17 protein-coding genes are annotated in these 21,385 nt (G+C 66.1%); 5 read left to right on the top strand and 12 right to left on the bottom strand.

The genetic code is table 11. The annotated features are described in order from the left end of the window. Window positions 1–55: 55 nt before the first annotated feature. Window positions 56–2,923 carry a valine--tRNA ligase gene (locus tag U5782_RS07190; protein ID WP_322043145.1) on the bottom strand — a complete coding sequence of 956 codons (2,868 nt, stop codon included), beginning with the start codon at window positions 2,921–2,923 and terminating at the stop codon, window positions 56–58. Window positions 2,924–3,096: 173 nt separating this feature from the next. On the opposite strand from U5782_RS07190, the gene U5782_RS07195 reads away from it, so the two are divergent. Together U5782_RS07195 and U5782_RS07200 are read left to right on the top strand one after the other, a co-directional pair. Next, entirely contained in the window at window positions 3,097–5,478 is a 2,382-nt protein-coding gene (locus U5782_RS07195) for a UvrD-helicase domain-containing protein (protein WP_322043146.1), read from the top strand. 44 nt (window positions 5,479–5,522) lie between these two features. Next, the gene (locus U5782_RS07200) at window positions 5,523–6,320 is read left to right on the top strand and encodes a 5'-methylthioadenosine/adenosylhomocysteine nucleosidase (RefSeq protein ID WP_322043147.1); all 798 of its coding nucleotides are present in this window, start codon (window positions 5,523–5,525) and stop codon (window positions 6,318–6,320) included. 48 nt (window positions 6,321–6,368) lie between these two features. Here U5782_RS07200 and U5782_RS07205 read toward each other — a convergent pair whose 3' ends face one another. The 6 genes from U5782_RS07205 to U5782_RS07230 form a co-directional block, all read right to left on the bottom strand. Continuing rightward, window positions 6,369–8,423, bottom strand: a complete 2,055-nt coding sequence (locus U5782_RS07205) for a propionate--CoA ligase (RefSeq protein WP_415914282.1) — start codon at window positions 8,421–8,423, stop codon at window positions 6,369–6,371. A 42-nt stretch (window positions 8,424–8,465) separates the two neighbouring features. After that, on the bottom strand, window positions 8,466–9,059 hold the full coding sequence (locus U5782_RS07210; RefSeq protein ID WP_322043149.1) for a hydrogenase maturation protease: 594 nt from the start codon (window positions 9,057–9,059) through the stop codon (window positions 8,466–8,468). A 323-nt stretch (window positions 9,060–9,382) separates the two neighbouring features. Next, window positions 9,383–10,246: an HlyD family secretion protein gene (locus tag U5782_RS07215; protein ID WP_322043150.1), complete on the bottom strand. Its 864-nt coding sequence runs from the start codon at window positions 10,244–10,246 to the stop codon at window positions 9,383–9,385. Window positions 10,247–10,275: 29 nt separating this feature from the next. Then, on the bottom strand, window positions 10,276–10,476 hold the full coding sequence (locus U5782_RS07220; RefSeq protein ID WP_167056474.1) for a DUF1656 domain-containing protein: 201 nt from the start codon (window positions 10,474–10,476) through the stop codon (window positions 10,276–10,278). After that, window positions 10,466–12,769 carry an FUSC family protein gene (locus U5782_RS07225; RefSeq protein ID WP_322043151.1) on the bottom strand — a complete coding sequence of 768 codons (2,304 nt, stop codon included), beginning with the start codon at window positions 12,767–12,769 and terminating at the stop codon, window positions 10,466–10,468. Before U5782_RS07225 ends, U5782_RS07220 begins: the two co-directional genes overlap by 11 nt. 11 nt (window positions 12,770–12,780) lie before the next feature. Continuing rightward, a complete protein-coding gene (locus tag U5782_RS07230) occupies window positions 12,781–14,361 on the bottom strand; it encodes an efflux transporter outer membrane subunit (RefSeq protein ID WP_322043152.1) in 1,581 nt (526 codons plus the stop codon). 155 nt (window positions 14,362–14,516) lie between these two features. Here U5782_RS07230 and U5782_RS07235 point away from each other — a divergent pair, with 155 nt between their 5' ends. Continuing rightward, window positions 14,517–15,455: a LysR family transcriptional regulator gene (locus tag U5782_RS07235; protein ID WP_322043153.1), complete on the top strand. Its 939-nt coding sequence runs from the start codon at window positions 14,517–14,519 to the stop codon at window positions 15,453–15,455. A 203-nt stretch (window positions 15,456–15,658) separates the two neighbouring features. Then, window positions 15,659–15,799 carry a hypothetical protein gene (locus U5782_RS07240; protein ID WP_322043154.1) on the top strand — a complete coding sequence of 47 codons (141 nt, stop codon included), beginning with the start codon at window positions 15,659–15,661 and terminating at the stop codon, window positions 15,797–15,799. A 49-nt stretch (window positions 15,800–15,848) separates the two neighbouring features. On the opposite strand, the gene U5782_RS07245 is transcribed toward U5782_RS07240, so the two are convergent. The 4 genes from U5782_RS07245 to wrbA all read right to left on the bottom strand — a co-directional run bounded on the left by U5782_RS07245 (window position 15,849) and on the right by wrbA (window position 19,490). Continuing rightward, window positions 15,849–16,670, bottom strand: coding sequence for a metallophosphoesterase (locus tag U5782_RS07245; RefSeq protein ID WP_322043155.1), 822 nt, complete (start codon window positions 16,668–16,670; stop codon window positions 15,849–15,851). Window positions 16,671–16,710: 40 nt separating this feature from the next. Then, window positions 16,711–18,150 carry an FAD-binding oxidoreductase gene (locus tag U5782_RS07250; protein WP_322043156.1) on the bottom strand — a complete coding sequence of 480 codons (1,440 nt, stop codon included), beginning with the start codon at window positions 18,148–18,150 and terminating at the stop codon, window positions 16,711–16,713. Window positions 18,151–18,303: 153 nt separating this feature from the next. After that, a complete protein-coding gene (locus tag U5782_RS07255) occupies window positions 18,304–18,636 on the bottom strand; it encodes a DUF2069 domain-containing protein (RefSeq protein ID WP_322043557.1) in 333 nt (110 codons plus the stop codon). Window positions 18,637–18,881: 245 nt separating this feature from the next. After that, window positions 18,882–19,490 (bottom strand): NAD(P)H:quinone oxidoreductase, encoded by a 609-nt coding sequence (gene wrbA / locus U5782_RS07260; RefSeq protein WP_322043157.1) that lies wholly within the window; start codon window positions 19,488–19,490, stop codon window positions 18,882–18,884. Between the two features lie 91 nt (window positions 19,491–19,581). Here wrbA and U5782_RS07265 point away from each other — a divergent pair, with 91 nt between their 5' ends. After that, the gene (locus U5782_RS07265) at window positions 19,582–20,889 is read left to right on the top strand and encodes a YihY family inner membrane protein (protein ID WP_322043158.1); all 1,308 of its coding nucleotides are present in this window, start codon (window positions 19,582–19,584) and stop codon (window positions 20,887–20,889) included. Between the two features lie 52 nt (window positions 20,890–20,941). Here the strand turns inward: U5782_RS07265 and U5782_RS07270 are convergent, their stop codons facing one another. Next, complete coding sequence (locus U5782_RS07270; protein WP_322043159.1) at window positions 20,942–21,268, bottom strand: DUF962 domain-containing protein; 327 nt, start codon at window positions 21,266–21,268, stop codon at window positions 20,942–20,944. Window positions 21,269–21,385: the final 117 nt, after the last annotated feature.

A 21,385-nucleotide genomic window follows, 5' to 3' on the forward strand; every position in this document is an offset into this window, starting at 1 on the left:
GTCCTGGTCCTGGGGTCCGGCGCCGCGCGCGCCGCCAGACCTCACCTTAGCCGATTCAGGCAGGCAGCCGCGCGAGTTGCGCAGTCAGCTTGCCCAGTGTTGCCTGGAATTCTGCCAGTCGTTTCTGCTCTTGTTCAACCACAGCAGGGGGCGCTTTTGCTACAAAACTGTCATTTCCCAGCTTGGCATTGCACTTCGTCACTTCATTGCTCAATCGTGCGATCTCTTTCGAGAGCCGTTCGCGTTCGGCTGCCACGTCGATCTCGACCTTCAGCACGAGCTTGTCCGTCCCTACGATAGCAACCGGCGCGCCTGCCGAGGCGGCGTCGAGCGTGGCTTCGTCGGCGATCACCTGGACTTCCGAGAGCTTCGCCAGCGCCTTGGCATAGGGCGCGAACGATGCGAGGCGCTCGGCGTTGCCCGTCACCAGCAGCGGCACCTTGGTTGCGGGCGAGAGGTTCATCTCGCCGCGCAGGTTGCGGCAGGCATCGATCACGGCCTTCAGATCCGTCGCCCATTGCTCGGCGGCTTCGTCGACTTTCTTCTGCTCGGCGACCGGGTACGGCTGCACCATGATCGACGCTTCGCCTTCGGCCTTGCCTCGCGGATACGCGTCGGTCAGCGGCGCCACCTTCTGCCACAGCGCTTCGGTGATGAACGGAATCACCGGATGCGCGAGGCGCAGGACGGTCTCCAGCACGCGCAGCAGCGTGCGGCGCGTGGCGCGCTGCTGCTCCGGCGTGCCGGTCTGGATCTGTACCTTCGCCAGTTCCAGATACCAGTCACAGTATTCATCCCAGACGAACTTGTAAATGGCATTGGCCACATTGTCGAAGCGATAGTCGGCGAAACCCTTGGCGACTTCGGCTTCCACGCGCTGGAGCAGCGACACGATCCAGCGGTCGGCCTGCGAGAAGTCGGTGTAGCCGCCCGGGCCGCAATCGCCCGGCTGGCAGTCACCCGGCTTCGAGAAGCCGCAGTCGTGGCCTTCGCAGTTCATCAGCACGAACCGGGTGGCGTTCCAGAGCTTGTTGCAGAAGTTGCGATAGCCCTCGCAGCGCGCCAGGTCGAAGTTGACGTTGCGCCCGAGCGTGGCCATCGACGCCATCGTGAAGCGCAGCGCGTCGGTGCCGAAGGCGGCGATGCCCTCCGGGAATTCCTTGCGCGTCTTCTTTTCGATGGTGGCGGCCTGCTTCGGGTTCATCAGGCCCGTGGTGCGCTTGCCGACCAGCGTTTCCAGGTCGATGCCGTCCACGATGTCGATCGGGTCGAGCGTGTTGCCCTTGCTCTTCGACATCTTCTGGCCTTCGGCGTCGCGCACGAGGCCGTGCACGTAGACCGTTTCGAACGGCACCTTGCCGGTGAAGTGCGTGGTCATCATGACCATGCGCGCCACCCAGAAGAAGATGATGTCGAAGCCCGTGACCAGCACGGAGGAGGGCAGGAACGCCTTCAGTTCCGGCGTCTCTTCAGGCCAGCCGAGCGACGAGAACGGCACGAGCGCCGACGAGAACCACGTGTCGAGCACGTCTTCGTCGCGCTTGAGCGCGCCGGTGTAGCCCTTTGCGTCGGCTTGCGCGCGCGCTTCTTCCTCGTTCTTCGCGACGAAGATCTCGCCGTTTTCGCCGTACCACGCCGGGATCTGGTGGCCCCACCAGAGCTGGCGCGAGATGCACCAGTCCTGGATGTTCTCCAGCCACTGGTAATAAGTGGTCGTCCAGTTTTCCGGCACGAACTTGATCTGGCCGCTGCGCACCACGTCGAGCGAGGTTTCGGTGATCGACTTGCCCGGATTGAACGTGCCTTCCGGAGCGGGCTTCGTCATGGCGACGAACCACTGGTCGGTCAGCATCGGCTCGATCACGACGCCCGTGCGGTCGCCGCGCGGCACCATCAGCTTGTGCGGCTGCACCGAGTCGAGCAGGCCGAGCGCCTCGAAATCGGCGACCACCTGCTTGCGGGCCTCGAAGCGGTCGAGGCCACGGTATTTTTCCGGCGCGTTGTCGTTGATCTTCGCGTCGAGCGTGAGGATCTCGATCATCGGCAGGCCGTGACGCTGGCCGACCTGATAGTCGTTGAAGTCATGCGCGGGCGTGACCTTCACGACGCCCGTGCCGAATTCGCGGTCGACGTATTCGTCGGCGATCACCGGGATTTCGCGGTCGGTGAGCGGCAGCTTGACCATCTTGCCGATCAGGTGCGCGTAGCGCTCGTCTTCCGGGTGCACCATCACGGCCGTGTCGCCGAGCATGGTTTCCGGACGCGTGGTGGCGACGGTCAGCGTGGCCGAGCCGTCCGCGAGCGGGTAGCGCAGATGCCAGAGATGGCCGTTTTCTTCTTCGCTCGCGACTTCGAGGTCGGACACCGCGGTGAGCAGCACCGGGTCCCAGTTCACGAGGCGCTTGCCGCGATAGATCAGGCCCTGTTCATAGAGGCGCACGAACACGTCGCGCACGGCGGCCGACATCTTGTCGTCCATCGTGAAGTATTCGCGCGACCAGTCGATCGAGGCGCCCAGACGGCGCACCTGGCCCGTGATGGTCGAGCCCGACTTCTGCTTCCATTCCCACACGCGCTCGACGAATTTTTCGCGGCCGAGGTCATGGCGCGAGACCTTCTGCGCGTCGAGCTGGCGCTCCACGACGATCTGCGTGGCGATGCCCGCGTGGTCGGTGCCGGGCACCCACAGGGTGTTCTCGCCGAGCATGCGGTGGTAGCGCGCGAGGCCGTCCATGATCGTCTGGTTGAACGCGTGCCCCATGTGCAGCGTACCGGTGACGTTGGGAGGCGGCAACTGGATCGAGAAGTTCTTGCGGCCGGGCTCGAAGGTCGCGGCGGCGTAGCCTCGACGCTCCCATTCGGGGCCCCATTGGGCCTCGATGGTCTGGGGCTCGAAGCTTTTCGCTAGCGTGCTGTCGCTCATGGGTGGAATCTGCCGAAAAAAGGATGCGGAAACCTTTGATTATAAGGGTAAGCGCTGCCACGCCGGGCCGCCTAGCGGTTCTTGGGGCCGCTCCGGGGCCAGGCCGGACGATCGGCCGCTGGCATTTATAATGGCGGTCTACTCCGCAGCCCCACACGAAGTCCGCCGCTCCCATGCCCGAATTGCTCGCCAATCTCAACCCCGAACAACACGCCGCCGTCACCTTGCCGAACGAACCGGCGCTCATTCTGGCGGGCGCCGGCAGCGGCAAGACGCGCGTGCTGATCACGCGCATTGCGTGGCTGATCCAGCAGGGCCTCGCCTCGCCGATGACGATCCTCGCCGTGACCTTCACGAACAAGGCCGCGCGCGAAATGGTGGCGCGTCTGCAGGCGCTCCTGCCCATCGACACGCGCGGCATGTGGATCGGCACCTTCCACGGCCTGTGCAACCGCATGCTGCGCGCGCACTATCGCGATGCCGGTCTGCCGCAGACGTTCCAGATCCTCGATACGGCCGACCAACTGTCGGCCATCAAGCGTCTGATGAAGGGTCTGAACATCGACGACGAAAAGTATCCGCCGAAGAACCTTCAGTACTTCATCAACAACGCGAAAGAGCAGGGCCTGCGTCCGAAGGACGTCGACGTCACCGACGACTTCAACCGCAAGTTCGTCGAGCTCTACGAAGCGTACGACCAGCAATGCCAGCGCGAAGGCGTGGTCGATTTCGCCGAGCTGCTGTTGCGCTGCTACGAGCTGCTCTCGTACAACCCGCCGCTGCGCGCGCATTATCAGGCGCGCTTTCGCGACATCCTCGTCGACGAGTTTCAGGACACCAACAAGCTCCAGTACGCGTGGCTCAAGCTGCTGGCGGGTCCGGGCAACGCGATTTTTGCGGTGGGCGACGACGACCAGTCGATCTACGCGTTCCGTGGCGCGAACGTCGGCAACATGCGCGACTTCGAGACGGAATTCCGCGTCAAGCATCTGATCAAGCTGGAGCAGAACTACCGCTCGCATGGCCATATTCTCGACACGGCCAACCACCTGATCTCGCATAACTCACGGCGTCTGGGCAAGAACCTGCGCACCGACGCGGGCCACGGCGAGCCGGTGCGCGTCTACGAGGCAGCGACCGATTCGCAGGAGGCGGGCTTCATCGTCGAGGAGATTCGCGCGCTCATCAATCAGGGGCTCGCGCGTCACGAGATCGCGATTCTCTACCGCAGCAACGCGCAGTCGCGCACGATCGAGCACACGCTCGTCAACGGCGGGATTCCGTACAAGGTCTATGGCGGCCTGCGCTTTTTCGAGCGTCAGGAAGTCAAGCACGCGCTCGCCTATCTGCGCCTCATCGACAACCCGAACGACGACACCGCGCTCTCGCGCGTGGTCAACTTCCCGGCGCGCGGCATTGGCGCGCGTTCGATCGAGCAACTGGCGGACGCGGCGCGTCTCTACAACTGCTCGATGGCGGCGGCGATTCCCTATGTGACGGGCAAGGCGGGCACGTCGCTCGGCTCGTTCGCGAATCTCATCGCGAAGATGCGCGCCGAAACCGCGCATATGAGCTTGCCGGAAACCGTCGAGTACACGGTGCGCGTGAGCGGTCTGGCCGAGTTCTATCAGAACGAACGCGAAGGCCAGGACCGTCTCGAGAACTTGCAGGAACTCGTGAATGCGGCCACGGCGTTCGTGAGCGAGGCGGGCTATGGCCTCGACACGCCCGCGCGCTCGATTCCGCTGCGCCCGGGCGCGAGTGCCGTGCCTGAAATCGTGTCGCAGGACGGCGAGATCGAAGTGCTCGACGCGCCCACGCTCATCGATCCCGCGCAGAACCCCGACGTCATGACGCCGCTCGCGGGCTTCCTGTCGCACGCCTCGCTCGAAGCGGGCGACAACCAGGCCCAGGCGGGTCAGGACGCCGTCCAACTGATGACGGTGCACGCGGCCAAGGGTCTCGAATTCTCGGCGGTATTCATCACCGGTCTCGAAGAAGGCCTGTTCCCGCACGAGAACAGCGCGATGGAAGCAGACGGCCTCGAAGAAGAGCGTCGCCTGATGTACGTGGCGATCACGCGCGCCAAGGAACGGCTCTATCTGTCGTTCGCGCAGAGCCGCCTGCTGCATGGTCAAACGCGTTACAACGTGCGTTCGCGCTTCTTCGACGATTTGCCGGAGACGACCCTTAAATGGCTGACGGCGAAGGTCGAAGCGGCCCCGCGCTGGGGCGGGCGCTCGGACAACGCTGGCTGGGGCCGCGACTGGTCCTCGCGCGGCGGTAATGGTGGCAGTGGCGGCCATAGCGGCGGCTCGCGCGAGCGCGACGCCTACGTGGCCGACAAGTCGCCGCCGCCGAAATTCGCCAACGAGCAGCGCGCGGCCGAAACGGGCTTCCGTGTCGGCCAGGACGTGTTCCACACGAAGTTCGGCGAAGGCAAGATCACGGCGCTCGAAGGCAGCGGCACGGACGCCAAGGCTCAGGTGCGCTTCAAGCGCCACGGCGAGAAATGGCTCGCGCTGGCGGTGGCGAAGCTGCAGGCCGTCGATTGATCACAAGATCCAGCACCAGCAATCCGCTACGGGGAATTCACACGATGAACAGCAACACCCGCCCGTTGGGCGTGCTCGCCGCGCTGCCGCAGGAACTGGGCGATCTGATCGCCGCCATGCAGGCCGAATCGGCGGTCGACAAGCGTACCTTTGGGCAGCGCGACTACTACGTCGGCACCGTGCACGGCGTGTCCTGCGTGGTGACGCTCGCGCGTGTGGGCAAGGTGGCGGCCGCCGCCACGGCCAGCGCGCTGATTCATGCATTCGATGTCGAGGCGATCGTCTTCACGGGCGTCGCGGGCGGCGTAGGCGAGGAGGTGCACGTGGGCGACGTGGTGGTGGGCGAGACGCTGCTCCAGCACGACATGAACGCCGAGCCGCTGTTTCCCCGCTACGAGATTCCGTTGCTCGGGCGGGCGCGCTTCGATGCCGACCGCGCACTCGCCAGTGCGCTTGCGGCGGCCTGCGAGCGGTTCGTCGAAGAGCAGGGCGCGGCGCTGGCGGCGCGCTTCAAGGACGCGTTGCCGCGTCTCGCGCAGGCGCTGCCGCGTGTGCATCGCGGCCTCGTGATCAGCGGCGACCAGTTCGTGGCGAGCGCGGCCGCTGTGGGCGCGCTGCGCGAGGCATTGCCCGATGCGCTGGCGGTGGAAATGGAGGGCGCCGCGATCGCCCAGGTCTGCTTCGAGTACGGCGTGCCTTGCGCGGTCGTGCGCACGATTTCCGATACCGCCGACGAACACGCGAGCGTGTCGTTCTCGTCGTTCCTCACCGATATTGCCGGCACGTATTCCAGCGGTATTCTTCGCCAGTTCCTGGCGGCTTACGGCGCTGCCGTTCGCTGAATCGTAGTCCGCTGGACCTCTGCGCCGCGCCTTATGGCGCGGCTGCATTCAGCCCTTGCGCGTCGTGGCCTCTACGGCCTCGCGGATCTGTTGCAAGGCGCTCGCATCCTCGATGGTCGGCAGATCGCCGGGCTCGCGCCCTTCGGCCAGCGCGGCGATCGCGCGGCGCAGCAACTTGCCCGAGCGTGTCTTCGGCAGCATCGAGACGAAATGCACGCGCGCGGGTCGCCCGATCGCGCCGAGCTGACGGTCGACCGTCGTCGCGATGGCTGCGGCGAGCGTCCCGGCGGCCTGCGGATCGGCTGCGGCCGCCGCATCGCGCAGCACCACGAACGCCAGCGCCGCCTGACCCTTCACCGCATCCTCGACCCCCACCACGGCCACTTCCGCCACGGCCGCGTGTGAGGAAATCGCTTCCTCGATCTCGCGCGTGCCGAGCCGATGCCCGGCTACGTTGATGACGTCGTCGGTACGCCCGAGGATCGTCACATAGCCGTTTTCATCCTGAACACCCCAGTCGAAGGTCGAATAGACCTGCTGGCCCGGCACGCTTTCCCAGTAGGTTTTGACGAAGCGCGCGTCGTCGCCCCAGACGGTCTGCATGCAGCCCGGCGGCAACGGGTAGCCGAGCGTGAGGACGCCTTTCGCGCCGCTCGCGCAGGGCTCGCCCGTGTGCTCGTCGCGTAGCACGAGGTCGTAGCCGTAGCAGGGCACGCCCGGCGAGCCGAGCTTTTGCGGCAGGTCTTCCACGCCGCGCTGGATCGCCAGCATCGGCCAGCCGGTTTCGGTCTGCCAGTAATTGTCGACGACGGGTTTGCCGAGCGCGTCCGAGATCCATGTGGCGGTGGGCTCGTCGAGCGGTTCGCCCGCGAGGAACAGCGTGCGCAGGCTGGAGAGATCGGCGGCATGCAGCAGCGCCGGGTCCTGCTTCTTGAGCACGCGGATCGCGGTGGGCGCGGTGAACATCAGATTGATCTTGTGGTGTTCGACGAGGCGCCACCAGATGCCGCCGTCGGGGCGTATGGGCGTGCCTTCGTACATCACCGTGGTCATGCCCGCGAGCAGCGGCGCGTAGATGATGTAGCTGTGGCCCACGACCCAGCCGATATCGGACGCCGTGAACATCGTGTCGCCCGCGCGGCCTTCGAAGATGTACTCCATCGACGCCGCGAGCGCCACGGCGTAGCCGCCGACATCGCGCTGCACGCCCTTGGGTTTGCCGGTCGTACCCGAGGTGTAAAGGATGTACGACGGTTCGTTCGATTCGAGCCATTCGCAAGGCACGTGGGCGTCGTGATATTGCTCGCGCAACGGTTCGTAGTCCACGAGATACGGCGCCGATAGCCGCTCGGGCGCGAGTTGCCGGTCGATCAGCAGCACGTGCGGCGGCGCGTGCTCGGCGCGCGCCATCGCTTCGTCCACGAGCGGCGTGTAGTCGATCACCTTGCCGCCGCGCGCGCCCGCATCGGCGGAGACAAGCAGCACGGGCTTCGCATCGTCGATGCGCGCGGCGAGGCTCGGCGCCGCGAACCCGCCGAACACGACCGAGTGGATGGCGCCCAGGCGCGCGCAGGCGAGCATCGCGAACACGGCCTCGGGAATCATCGGCAGATAGATCAGCACGCGCTCGCCGCGCTTGACGCCGAGCGAGCGCATCACCGCGGCCATGCGGTTCACTTCGGCGTGCAGATCGGCGTAGGTGTAGCGGCGCTCGATGCCGGTTTCGCTCGACACGTAGACCAGCGCGTTTTGCTGCGCGCGCGAGGCCAGATGCCGATCGACGGCGTTGAAGCACAGGTTGGTGCGCCCGCCCGTGAACCAGCGCGCAAAGGGCGGATTCGAGCGATCGAGCACGGTGTCGAACGGCGTTTCCCAGTGGATGCGTGCGGCTTCGCGACGCCAGAACGCGTCGGGCTGTTCGATCGACTCGCGGTGAAAATCGCGGTAGCGCATGACGTCTGTCCTCTCGTGCCGGGTCGCCCGTGGGGTAGCTCGCCAGGCCGGATGCGGCGCTGGAGAGTCGAGGATAGTGCAGCGCAGCGGCGGCGGGCAACGCGGGCGAACCCGCGGGTTTGCCTGCGATATGGGACGGTCAGGCCGTATGCGTTGCCGCGCGGCTCAACGCATGCCGCCAGGGCCAGGCATTCAGGGCAACGCGGCTTCGCTGGGCGCGCGCGGGCGCGGTTGCGCGTGCCAGCGCCGCAGCCAGCGGCAGGCGATCGCAATGGCCGGATCGAGTTGCGCGCTCACGGCGGGGGCGAGCCCCGTGCCGTAGGCGTCGTGCGCGAGCGGCTGCACGCCGACCAGCACCAGTTCGCGCGGATACTGGCCCTTGAGCTGGGCGCAGGCGAGGGCGTCGGCGAAATCCATCCGGTGCAGCCCGACCGGGCGCGTGCCCAGATGCTTCACGGCGTCGTCGCCTTCACGCACGCAGAGCGTGCCGGGCGCGCAGCCGAAATCGGCGGCATTGAAGACGATCATGCGCTGCGCCGACTCCAGCAGCGGCAGCAGCGCGCGGCCCTCGATGCCGCCCGCCACGAACTCGACGTGCGGCGCGCACTGCCAGCCGGCCTTCAGGCGTTCGATCGCGCGCATCCCGAAACCGGCGTCGCCCCATTGTTCGTTGCCGATGCCGAGCACGACAATGCGCGGGGCGGCCTGGATACGCGCTCCGGTGTCTGTCGGCGCGCTGATATACCGCGCGAAGACATGGGGAACGTGCTCGTAGAGAAAGCTCACTCGGCTCACTTGGAGAAGGACAGTAAAGTCAGAATACTCCTAGGTGTCTGCCGTTTTTGTGTTGATACGTGTCAAGGCTGCAGACGGTTAAGCGAGCTGGCTGACGATATTTTGCAAGGCCGGGGAATCGGCTGTCGGCCAATCCCTGGAATATGCGCGAAAGCGTCAAACCAATGTCAGTCATAGCCGCCGCGCGTGCTCGAAGCGCGGGGCAAAAAAATGGAGCGCCCGAAGGCGCTCCGTGTTTTTTCCGCGTTTTGTGATCTATCGTCGGCGAACCGGCCGGTCGTCCGACAGAACCTGCGGGCTGCGCGCAGGCGTATTTACGCGCCCGGCTTGATCACCACCGTGCAGGTCGTGCCCGCCGAGAGAATCATGTTGTCCGGCACCTTGTCGATATGGATGCGCACCGGCACGCGCTGCGCGAGGCGCACCCAGTTGAAGGTCGGGTTCACATCGGCGAGCAGTTCGCGGCTCTGCGGATTGTCGCGGTCGTAGATGCCGCGCGAGATGCTTTCCACATGGCCTTCGAGCGTGCCGCCGCTCATCAGCTTGATGTCGGCCTTGTTGCCCACCTGCACGTGCGGCAGCTTGGTTTCCTCGAAGTAGCCGTAGACCCAGAACGAGTGGCTGTCCACCACCGCGAGCTTGGCCTGGCCGGCGATCGCGTAGTCGCCCTGGAACACCTGGAGGTTCGTGATGTAGCCGTCGACCGGCGAGATCACGCGGGTGCGTTCGAGGTTGAGCTTGGCGGCGTCGAGCGCGGCGAGCGCCTGCTGGTACTGCGCCTGGGCCGAATTCGCCGTGTGCGAGGCGTTCTCGCGGTTTTCCTGCGACACCACCAGGCTGTCCATGTCGGCGCGGCGGCGGGCGTCGTCGAGTTTCATGGTGAGTTCAGCCTTGCGCGCGGCCACGGCGGCTTCGGCCTGCTCGACAGCGATTTGATAGTGCGACGGGTCGATCTGCATCAGCAGGTCGCCCTTGTGCACGAGCTGGTTGTCTTTCACGGGCAGCGCGACCACGGCGCCGGAGACGTCGGGCGCGATGTTGACCACTTCGGCGCGCACGCGCCCGTCACGGGTCCACGGCTCGTCCATGTAATGGACCCACAGCGCGCGGCCGACCAGGATGGCGACGACGAAGATGAGCGCCGTCGCGATAAAGCCAATGATGTTTCGGATAGTCATGATTCTTTCAAGCCGGTTCAACAGCCGGTTCAACGATAGACGGCGAGCCCGATCACGCAGCACACGACCACGAGCAGACTCACGCGGAACAGGGACGGGTGCCAGACGATGCGGTACAGGCCGGTGCGGGCCAGCACGGAATCGAGCACCCAGGTGATCGCCGCGCCCAGGATGAAGAGCAGCACGATCGCCGGAATGTAGGCGTCCAGAAACGCAACGTCACGAGGCATGGTTCGCTCCTTGCGTGTCGTCGGGGCGCTTGCCCGACGGGTGGTTCGTATCCGCGTCGCTGGCTGCGCCGGCATACGCCGCGAACGGCGACTGCGGGTCGATGAGGGCGGTGCGGATGAAATGCAGATGGCTCAGGCAACGCTGCAACGGATGCCGTTCTTCGCGCGGCGCGTCCTCGCGCAGCACGGTTTCGAGCACGCTTTGCACGGCGCCGATGGCGGCGCTGGTCGAGGCGAGCGCGGCGCCGTGGCGGCGGGCGTCCGGGCGCTCGAACAGCGCGCTCAGGCTCTTGAGCGTCGCGCTCGTCTGCACGCGCCAGGGCGTGCCCTTGGCAAAGCGCGGATGCCGGGGCAGTGCGGCCAGTTCCTCGCGCAGGTCGATCGCGGCGTTGCCGATTTCGAGCGTCGAGAACATCCAGCGCAGCGTGTCCTGGCGGAACGCCTCATCGTTGCCCGCGAGCGCGTTGAGCTGGAACATCAGGTCGCGCGCGCCGCTTTCGAAGCGATTGCGCAAGCCCGCGCTGCCCTTGATGCCGGGCAGGCCCTGGAGGCGCGCACGGCATGCATGCACGGCCTGACCGCGCAGGTTGGCCAGCAGCCGGTTGCGCAGCCACGGCGTCGAGGGCGGCAGCAGCACGGCGAAGGCGGCGGCCGAGACGATCATCGAAATGACCAGCGCGAGCGCGTCGTTGATATAGCCGGTCGGGTTGTACTGCATCAGGTTGTCCGGGCCCGCGAGGAAGCACAGGAAGATGCAGTAGCCCACGCCGATACCGACGTACTTCGGCCGCGTCGAGACGAAGGTGCCGAACGCGAGCGCCGGCGCGAGCGCCACGCACAGCATCGGAAAACCGTCGATGTGCGGAAAGACGCCGAACGTCAGGATCATGCCGACGAATGACGCGAGCGCCGTGCCGATCGCCATCTGGCTCGCCATGCGCGTGGGCTGCGGCGAAGCCGAAGCGAGCGCGCAGGTGGCCGCGGCATTGAGCACGAGATTCGTGCCGCTCGGCCAGGCCGTGGCGATCCAGAATGCGCCCAGCAGACCCATGACGATGGCGGCGCGCACGCCATGCACGCTCGCCGCGACCATATTGGTCTTCGGCACGTAGCGGGCGATCCACTTTTCACGCGAGTGCGTCTCGACGGCGAGTGAGGCGTAGGTCGCCGTGTACTCGTTCATCTCGTGGACAAAGCGATAGAAAAGTTCGGTCGCGGTGTCGAAGTCGAGCAACCGCGCGGCCTTGTGGGCAAGCGCCGCGGCGTCGCCCTCGGGCAGTGCCGCTTCGAGTTGTGCGCGCGTGTCGCGCACGCGTTTGGGCAGCGCCGCGCGATATTGCGAGAGCTGCGCCGAGGCATGCGCCGCGTCGGCGGCCGTGAGCACGCGCTCGCCAGCCTTGTCGAAGAGCGGCGAGATCTCGTGGAAATACGGCTCCAGCGCGTCGACCGTGACTTTCGAGCCTTCGCTGCGCAGACGGTTCATCAGCTGGTGCAGCGCGTGAAAGCGCGTCGCGGCGGCCATGAACTCGGTGTTCAGGCGCGCAAGACGGCCCGAGCGCATGCGCGAGTCGGGCGTTTCGAACACGGCGTTGCTGCGGCTCGCTTCGAAGCCGACGATATCGGCCACGAAGCGCGCATTCGTTGCCTCGATCTGCGAGCGGTCGATGCGACCGGCCAGCGACGCCGAGACATAGTCCACGAACGACGAGAAGCGGCGGCGCACCGTCGAGCGCAGCAGCTCGCCCGTGTACTGCGGGAACACCAGCGCGCTCACGGCGCCCGAGATGATGACGCCGATCGAGATTTCGGCCACGCGCGTCATCGCCGACATGAACGCGCCGTCCGGATGCTGCGAGGCCGGAATGCCGATCAGCGCAGCCGTGTAGCCCGCGAGCACGAAGCCGTACGAGCGGAAGTTGCGGTTGCGCGCGGCGCCAGCCGTGCAGATGCCGACCCAGATCGCCGTGGTGGCGATGAAGAGTTCGGGCTGCTGCGCAAACAGGCCGATCAGCGCGAGCATCACGACGAGACCGACGAGCGTGCCGCTCAAGCGGTAGAAGCTCTTGGCGAACACCGGCCCGCTCTGCGGCTGCATGACGATGAACACCGTCGTCATGGCCGTGCGCGGCGAGGGCAGTTCGAGCTTCATCGCAATGCCGAGCGCGATGAGCGCGGCGGCGACGGTCTTGAAGAGATAGAGCCAGACGAGGCCGTCCGTGCGCGCCCAGTCGGCGAAGGCCTGGAACAGGCTTTGGCCGGCGGGCTGCGAGGAGGGGGAAGAGGACGCTTGCATCGTCGTTGGCCTTAGTTGGCGGCTGCGCCGTCATTCGACGACGAGCGCGGCGCCAGCAGCGCAGCGGGCGCGAGCGGCACGGCGCGGGTCTTCTTGCCGTGCGCGGGCAACTGCTCGGCGGGCGTCGGGCTGGCCACGGCGGGGTCGGCCGCCGGGTCGATCAGACCGCCGCCGAGCGCCGCCACGAGGCTGGCGTGTGCGGTCAGACGCTCGGCCTGAATGCGCGCGACGCCTTCCTGGGCGCGCAGCAACTGCGTCTGCGCGATCAGCACATTGACGTAGTCGGTGAGACCGCGGCGATAGCCTTCCTCGGAGAGGTCGTAGTTGCGCTGCGCGGCCGCGACCGAGCGATGCGCATCCTCTTCCTGGGTCGCGAGCGAGCGCATGCGCACGACCTGGTCGGCGATTTCCTTGAGCGCGGTCACGATCGTCTGGTTGTACTGATCCACGGCGATGTCGTAAGCGGCCGACTGCGCGCCGAGCTGCGAGCGCAGGCGTCCACCGTCGAAGATCGGCAGCGACAGGGCGGGGCCGCCCGCATAGCTGCCGCTCATCGACTTCAGGAACTGGAACATCGGGCCGGCGGCGGCATAGCCGCCCATCGACAGGAGCAGGTTGATGTTCGGGTAGAAGTCGGCCTTGGCGACGTCGATGCCGCGCGCCTGGGCGGCCACGGTCCAGCGCGCCGCCACGATGTCGGGGCGATGGCCGATCAGCTCGGCTGGCAATGCCGAGGGCAGGCCTGCCGGTGCGGCGAGCGACAGCGCCGGGCGCTGGATCGCTTCGCCCGCGCCTGGGCCCTTGCCCGCGAGCGCGGCAAGCTGGTTTTTGCCGAGCGCGATGGATTCTTCGAGCGCATCGATCTGGCGTTCGTATTCGGGCAGCGGGGTTTCGGCCTGGCTGACTTCGAGTTGCGTGCCGATGCCGCCCTTCAGGCGGCGTTGCGCGAGTTCGAGCACCTTCTGCTGTTCGGCGAGCGTCTGTTTGGCGATATCGAGCAGCGCGTAGTTCATCGACATGTCGATATACGCGCGCGTGACGTTCACTTCGAGTTCGAGCTGCGCGGCGCGTGCGTCGGCGGCCGTGGCGTGTGCCACGTCGAGCGCGCGTTCGGCATTGTTCTTGTCCTGGCCCCAGAGATCGAGGTGGTACGAGAGACCGAGCGTGGCCGTGTTGTTCCACGAGTTCGAGTTCGCGAGCGACCCCGGACCGTAGTAGATATTGTCGGACCAATGCTGGCGCTGCACGGACATGCTGCCGTTGATTTGCGGCATCAGGGCGGCTTCGGCCACGCCCGACATCGAGCGCGCTTCGCGCACCCGCGCCTGGGCGGCGGCGAGCGACGGATTGCCCGCGATCGAGGCGTCGATCCAGGCATTCAGTTGCGGGTCGTTGTAGCCGCGCCACCAGTCGCTGGCGGGCCATTGGGCGTCCGTGTTGGCCGCGCGGATGGCGGCTCCCGCGTCCAGTTCGCTCGCGTCGACGTGCTTCGCTTGCGGTGCGATTCCCCCGGTACTGGCGCAGCCCGCGATTATCAACGAGAACGTAAGAACCGTGACGGCGGCGAGTCCTTTCGGTACCGGAGACTGCACGATTTACTCCTTTTGTGGCTATAGATTGCTGTGCGTCATTATATTTTTTGCTTGATTGGCGAATAACTGGTAAGGGTGCAAGGCATTCTTACGGGTTATGAGACAATTGATTTTACAAAACGTGTAACAATTCGTCCGTCAAGTAGAGGATTGGTATGGATACGCTTCAAAACATGCGTGTATTCGTGCGGGTGGTCGAAGCGGGCAGCTTCACGGGCGCGGCCCAGCACCTGAATACGACGACGGCTTACGCGTCGCGCGCGGTCTCCGATCTGGAGGCTCACCTGCGCACGCGTCTTCTGAACCGCACGACGCGCCGCATCGCGCTCACCGAAGCCGGCGAGCGTTATCTGCAACGCTGCGAGCAGATCCTGGCCTATGTGGACCAGGCGGAAGCCGAAGCCGGCGACGCGCATGCGCGCCCCTCGGGCAAGCTCAAGGTTCACGCCATGACGAGCTTCGGCCAGCACTATGTGGTGCCGGCGGTGGGGCAGTATCAGCAGCTCTATCCCGAGGTCGATGTCGAGCTCACGCTCGCCCAGCGCATGCCGGACCTGCTCGACGAGGGCTACGACGTGGCGCTGGTGCTGGCCACCGACCTGCCGGATTCGGGCTTCGTTTCGCAGCGTCTCACCAGCGCGTTCAGCATCGCGTGCGCGTCGCCGGCGTATCTGGAGCGCCACGGTGTGCCGCAGACGCCGAAGGATCTTGCGAACCACCGCTGCCTGCAGATGGTGACGCCTGTGTTCCCCGCGTCGCAGTGGCAGTTCGCCGGGCCGTCGGGCACCGAGACGGTGGATCTCGGCGCGGCGACCTTCCAGGTGAACGTGGCCGAAGCGCTGGCGGTGGCCGTGCGTGAAGGGATGGGCGTGGGTCTGTTGCCGATCTATTCGGCGATCAGCGGGCTGCGCAGCGGCGAACTCGTGTGGATCCTGCCCGAGTACAAGTCGCAGGAGATGAACGTGTTCGCGATGTACCCGTCGCGACAGTATCTCGACGCGAAAATCCGCACGTGGGTCGAACTGTTGCGCGAAAAGCTGCCCGCCACGCTCGCGGAAGATCAGGCGGAACTGCGTCAGTTCGCGCGTACTTGAGGACGTACCTGCGCACGCTTGCTCACGTCATCGTGCGTGATCGCCGGAAAGCTTTGGAAATCCCGGAAAGGTGCTGTGTGGGAGCCGCTGTGACAGGCTGTTACAGCTACGCGTTCTCGCAACACTTCTTAACGCACAGGCGGGCGGCGGCTTGATAAGGTAGCGCCACTGCAACGTCAATTCGCCAAAACCCGAGGATTTCCATGGATACGCATCTGATGATCGGCCTGACCGTGATGATGGGCCTGATCGGTATCGCCGCATCGCGCGACCTCCTGCGCATGCGCCGCGCCCAGCTTCAGCCCGCCACGCTGCGCGTGCAGCGCCCGGTGGATCGCCGTTGATCGTATGAGGGTCGTGCGCGCGAACCGCTGCGCCGCCCAGTTTCACGTCTCAAATCTCCACCACGTTGTCCCACGCAAACGCCGGATTTTCCGGCAGACCGCTGCGCCGGTCGCGATAGCCGCGCGGATTGCACACCACGCGCGTGCCGCCCAGCGGAGTGCCGCCCAAGGTGTAATCGAAGCTGGTATGCGTGTGGCCATGCACCCAGAGCGCCACGGGCGCGCCCACCAGCGCGCCGAGATCGCTCACGAATCCCGCCGATACCGGATCGTTCGCATAGCGCGCCGCCAGGCTCTGCCGGTGCGGCGCGTGATGCGTGACCACGATCGTCTTGCCAGCAAAAGGCCTGGCGAGTTCCTGCTCCAGCCATGCGCGCGACTGTGCGTGCAGCGCCAGCGAATCCGCGGGTGTGAAATCGCGCGGGAGCGCATCGAGACTTGCGGGCCACGAGACCTGGATTAACCCCTTGAAGTCGAGCATCACGCGCAACGCTGCCGTCATGGCGGCTTCGCGCGCCGCTTCATCGGCGCCGAACAGCGCGAAGTCGGCCCAGAGCGTCGTGCCGAGCACCCGGAAGCGGCCCGCCGGATCGACCCAGCTCGCGTTGTTCAGGAAGTGCACGTTGTCGAGCGAGTCGGCGGCGTCGCGCATCGCGGTTTCCAGCGCGCCGAGTTCGCCGTCGTAGTACTCGTGATTGCCCGGGACGTAGATCACGGGCACTTGCGGGTCGAAGGTCTCGGCCGCCCAGCGCAGCCCGAGCCCGTGATTGTGAATGTCGCCCGCGAGCACGACGAGGTCGGCCTCGGCATGCGGTATCAGGTCGGGTTCGTCCTGCTCCAGATGCAGATCGGACAGCACACGGATCTTCACGTCGCCTCCCTGTCTTGCGCTCAAGCGCGTTCAGCTGCGGTTAGCCGATCACCTTGCCCGGATTCATCAGATTGAGCGGATCGAACGCCGTCTTGATGGCGCGCATCATCGCGAGTTCGACTTCGCTCTTGTAGTGCGCGTTTTCTTCGACTTTCAGCTGGCCAAGACCGTGTTCCGCGCTGATCGTGCCGCGATGGCGCGCGACGCTGTCGTAGACGATGCGGTTGAGCAGCTTCTCGTTTTCGGCCAGGAAACGCTTCGGGTCGCCGCCTTCGGGCGCCTGCACGTTGTAGTGCAGATTGCCGTCGCCGAGATGGCCGAAGGTCACCATGCGCGCGCCCGGCACGGCACGCGCGATCTCCGCGCCGGTTTCCTCGATGAAATGACCGATGCGCGAGATCGGCACGCCGATGTCGTGCTTCACGTTCAGTCCTTCCTGGGCCTGTGCGAGCGGAATGTGCTCGCGAATATTCCAGAACGCCTGCGACTGCGCGAGGCTTTCCGCCACCACGGCATCTTCCACCAGACCTTCCTCGAGCGCCGCTTCCATGAGGCGCTCGAACAGCGCGCGGCCGTGTTCCTCGCTTTCGTTATCGGAGAGTTCGAGCAGCACGACTTGCGCATGGCGCTCGGCGAACGGGTAACGCAACTGCGGAAAATGTCGGCCAACGAGTTGCATGCAGAAGTCCGACATCAGTTCGAAGCCGGTAAGAAGCGGCCCCGCATAGCGCTGGGCAAGCGCGAGGAAGTCGAGCGCCGCATGCGCCGAGCCGAGCGCCGCGAGCGCCGTGACGCTAGCCGCAGGCTGCGGATGCAGCTTCATGACGGCCGCGGTAATGATGCCGAGCGTGCCTTCCGCGCCGATAAAGAGATCGCGCAGATCGTAGCCCGTGTTGTCCTTGCGCAGACCCCGCAGACCATCCCAGAGCTCGCCCTGTGGCGTGACGACTTCGAGGCCGAGGCACAACTCGCGCGTGTTGCCGTAACGCAGCACGCCGGTGCCGCCCGCGTTGGTCGACAGATTGCCGCCGATCGTGCAGCTGCCTTCGGCGGCGAGCGAAAGCGGAAAGAGGCGCCCGGCTTCCGTGGCGCGCGCCTGGACTTCGGCGAGGATCACGCCGGCTTCGACGGTAATCGTGTTGTTGTGCGCGTCGATCTCGCGCACTCGATTGAGCCGGCGCAGACTCAACACGGCCTGATGGCCGCTCGTGTCGGGGGTCGCGCCGCCCGCGAGGCCGGTGTTGCCGCCCTGCGGCACGAGCGCGACGCGGTGCGTATGCGCGAGCTTGACGACGGCGGCGGTTTCCTCGGCGTTCGCGGGGCAGAGCACGGCGGAGGCGGCGCCTTGATAGCGCTTGCGCCAGTCGGTGACGTAGGGCGCGGTGTCATGAGCGTCGGTCAACACGTGCTGCGCGCCGATGGCGGAGGCGCAGGCGTCGAGGAAGGCTTGCGGAGCGGGGCTGGCGGGGCTTTGGGTCATGGCGGATTGGGATGATTCAAGCGCGGCGGCGGCGCGTACGCTGCGGTGCGGCACACGGAATGCGGCTGCGGTTCGGGCGAAAGACTTAGTGTGACACGCCGGGCGCGCGCCGTGGGTGTGGAGGCAGGCAGCGCGCCCGGGCGTGGTGCATCGTTATGCGGCGTCGCGTTTCGCGCGCCGCGCGGCGCGCTTGAAGGGCGCGACGTAGACAAGCGAGCAGCCGAAGAAGGCCAGCGAAAGCCCGACCTCGATCCAGCCGAGCACGTCGCTGGGTGCGGGATCGGTCATGCCGCGCACGATGCCTTCGGCGAAGTAGAGCAGCACCAGCATCGACGCCCATTGCAGCGTGTAGAGGCGGCGCCGGAACACGCCAGGCAGGGCGATGGCGAGCGGTAGCGCCTTGAGCACCAGTGCGCTGCCGCCGGGACGTAGCGGTGCGATGCGCCATTCCCAGGCAAGGCACAGCGCGGTGAGCGCGGCCAGCATCACGAAAGCGCCGAGGCCGGCGACCCGGCGGCCTGAAACGGGCGCGGACGGTGGAGCGTCAGGGACGCCCTCACGCCGCGAGTTTTGCGATGAAGGTAAAGTGCGCGCCTGCCGGTCGTGTGCCTGGTGGGCGTCGCCGCGTGTGGCTGTGGCCTGCCGGTCGTCGTGCTGCCCGTCCGACGCACGCGGCGTGCGTGCGGCCTCTACGCCGTCTGCTTCGCCTTGCGCATCGAACGGGCCGCCGCTCATGGCCGTTCGCCCTGCGCGAGCGAAAGCGAGGCGCGCGCGAGCCGTGCGCCCAGTGCGACGGCGAGCGCCTTTTCATCGGCGCTCAGACCGTGGCCGCGCCCGTCGGAACGCGCGTGATGCGAAGCGCCGTAGGGCGTGCCGCCGCCGTCCGTCGACGAGAGCGCGCTTTCGGTGTAGGGAATGCCCACGAGCAACATGCCGTGATGCAGGAGCGGCAGCATCATCGAGAGCAGCGTGCTTTCCTGGCCGCCATGCAGGCTGCCGGTGGAGGTGAACACGCAGCCGGGCTTGCCGGCGAGCGCGCCCGCGAGCCACTGCGGCGTGGTGCCGTCGAGGAAGTACTTGAGCGGCGCGGCCATGTTGCCGAAGCGCGTGGGCGAGCCGAGCGCGAGGCCCGCGCATTCTTCGAGATCGCGCAGCTCCGCGTAGGGCGGGCCGTCGTCGGGAATGTCGGGCGCGGTGGCCTCGCAGACCGTCGATACGGGCGGCACCGTGCGCACGCGCGCTTCGGCGCCGCTCACGCTGTCGATGCCCTGGGCGATGGCGCGCGCGAGTTCGCGGGTGGCGCCATGGCGGCTGTAGTAGAGCACAAGAATCGGTTTCATCGGGCCTCGTCGGTGGACGGGATATTATAGGGTCTGGGTTCGCCGCGAGTTTTCCGGGAGCGGCGGCGCACCGTCTGGAGAAGGCTGGACAATGGATGTGTTGTCGAGAGTACGGATCGATCTGCATATCGTGAAGCGCCTGGCGCGCTTCGCGGCGCGGCGCAGCCGCGAGGATCGCATCCCGCAGGTAGCGGGCAGCCTGACGTTTACGACCATGCTGGCGATCGTGCCGCTCGCCACGGTGGCGTTCGCATTGTTCACGGCGTTCCCCATCTTTTCGTCGTTTCAGAACTCCCTGCAAGGCTTTCTCGCCGAACACCTGATGCCGGCGCAGATCAACAGCCAGATCTTCCTCTACCTCAACCAGTTCGCATCGAAGGCCAAGGGCCTCACGACGATGGGCATGATCGTGCTGTTCGTCACCTCGGTCATGACGATGATGACGGTCGAGTCGGCCTTCAACGTCATCTGGCGCGTGCGCAAGGCGCGGCCGTTCGCGCAGCGCGTGCTCGTGTACTGGGCGATCCTCACGCTCGGGCCGATCCTGATCGGCGTCAGTCTGTCGATTTCGTCGTATCTGTTTACACGCTCGCTCGCGATCGCCACCGAGCAGCATGTTTCGATGCTGTTCGACTGGATGTTGATCGGCGCCTCGCTGCCGCTCACGGCGCTGGCGTTCACGATGCTCTATGTGTATCTGCCGAACTGCCGCGTGGAATGGCGCGACGCGGTGATTGGCGGAATCGCCGCGGCCATCGCCTTCGAGCTGGCCAAGCGCGGCTTTGGCTACTACGTGCGGCGCATCCCCACCTACACGGCCGTTTATGGCGCGTTCGCGGCGGCGCCGATGTTCCTGCTCTGGATGTACCTGAGCTGGTTCATTACGCTGGTCGGCGCGATGATCACATCGGCCTTGCCCGAGATTCGCACCGGGCGCTTTAACCGGCCGCGTTTTCCGGGCAGCGACCTGCTCGATGCGCTCGAACTGCTGGCGGGGCTCGCCGAAACGCGCGATGAGGGGCGTCCCGGCCTCACCGGCGAGCAGATTGCCCAGTTGCTGCGTCGCGATCTCGCCACGGTGATGCGCTTGGTGAACTGCCTGGAAGAAGACGAACTGATCGCCCGGCTGGAAAAGGACGGCGCGAAGCCCCATTACGTGCTGATCGCCAATCCGGCGCGTATTTCGGTGGAGCGCATTTATGCGCGCTTCGTGATCGATCGCAAGGAACTGGCCTATCAGCTCAAGTCGAGCGACATCGATGCCGGGATGCTGCTGGCTGCGCTGGAGAACGACAAGCTTACGGTCTCGCTGGCCTCGCTGCTAGCGGCGCGGCGCGAGCTGGCGCGCATGGCCGAAGCCAACGGCCAGCCGCCGGCATTGCCACATCCGGCGGCGTGACGGTTGACGGCGGCTAGCGGCTGAGCGGGATGGATGCGCTACGCGGTTTAAGTCAGAGCGAAATCTTGCCGCGGCAGATGTCCGCGAACATGGCCCAGTCGCCCATCAGGCTGTAGATGGGATGGCGGAAGGTGGCGGGGCGGTTCTTCTCGAACATGAAGTGGCCGATCCACGCGAAGCCATAGCCGCAGATCACGGCGGCGGGCAGCCAAAGCCAGATGCCCGTGGCAATCGCCAGGGCGACGAAGCCGATCACGCCCAGCGAGCCGATGAAGTGCAGCCGCCGCGACATGAGATTGCTGTGTTCGCTGAGATAGAACGGATAGAACTCCGCGAAATTCGCGAAGTGATGCTGTTCGGTATGAGTGGCGTGGGTCATGTCTCCTCCTTATGCGTCGGGGACTGGGGCGGCTACGCAAAGGCGTTCCTGTCGGCCCATTCTCTTGCGAATCGAACGACCGTGCAAGCCGGGAAAACGACCGCTTCTGTGGCGTTT

This window comes from Paraburkholderia sp. J67, assembly GCF_905220265.1.
GTDB lineage: Bacteria > Pseudomonadota > Gammaproteobacteria > Burkholderiales > Burkholderiaceae > Paraburkholderia.

Excerpts from the sequence above, each read along its gene's own strand:
- U5782_RS07235 (WP_322043153.1), top strand. The coding sequence starts at position 14,517 with ATGGATACGCTTCAAAACATGCGTGTATTCGTGCGGGTGGTCGAAGCG.
- U5782_RS07270 (WP_322043159.1), bottom strand. The coding sequence starts at position 21,268 with ATGACCCACGCCACTCATACCGAACAGCATCACTTCGCGAATTTCGCG.
- U5782_RS07215 (WP_322043150.1), bottom strand. The coding sequence starts at position 10,246 with ATGACTATCCGAAACATCATTGGCTTTATCGCGACGGCGCTCATCTTC.
- wrbA (WP_322043157.1), bottom strand. The coding sequence starts at position 19,490 with ATGAAACCGATTCTTGTGCTCTACTACAGCCGCCATGGCGCCACCCGC.
- U5782_RS07220 (WP_167056474.1), bottom strand. The coding sequence starts at position 10,476 with ATGCCTCGTGACGTTGCGTTTCTGGACGCCTACATTCCGGCGATCGTG.
- U5782_RS07190 (WP_322043145.1), bottom strand. The coding sequence starts at position 2,923 with ATGAGCGACAGCACGCTAGCGAAAAGCTTCGAGCCCCAGACCATCGAG.
- U5782_RS07265 (WP_322043158.1), top strand. The coding sequence starts at position 19,582 with ATGGATGTGTTGTCGAGAGTACGGATCGATCTGCATATCGTGAAGCGC.
- U5782_RS07195 (WP_322043146.1), top strand. The coding sequence starts at position 3,097 with ATGCCCGAATTGCTCGCCAATCTCAACCCCGAACAACACGCCGCCGTC.
- U5782_RS07200 (WP_322043147.1), top strand. The coding sequence starts at position 5,523 with ATGAACAGCAACACCCGCCCGTTGGGCGTGCTCGCCGCGCTGCCGCAG.
- U5782_RS07255 (WP_322043557.1), bottom strand. The coding sequence starts at position 18,636 with ATGCTGGCCGCGCTCACCGCGCTGTGCCTTGCCTGGGAATGGCGCATC.
- U5782_RS07250 (WP_322043156.1), bottom strand. The coding sequence starts at position 18,150 with ATGACCCAAAGCCCCGCCAGCCCCGCTCCGCAAGCCTTCCTCGACGCC.
- U5782_RS07225 (WP_322043151.1), bottom strand. The coding sequence starts at position 12,769 with ATGCAAGCGTCCTCTTCCCCCTCCTCGCAGCCCGCCGGCCAAAGCCTG.
- U5782_RS07240 (WP_322043154.1), top strand. The coding sequence starts at position 15,659 with ATGGATACGCATCTGATGATCGGCCTGACCGTGATGATGGGCCTGATC.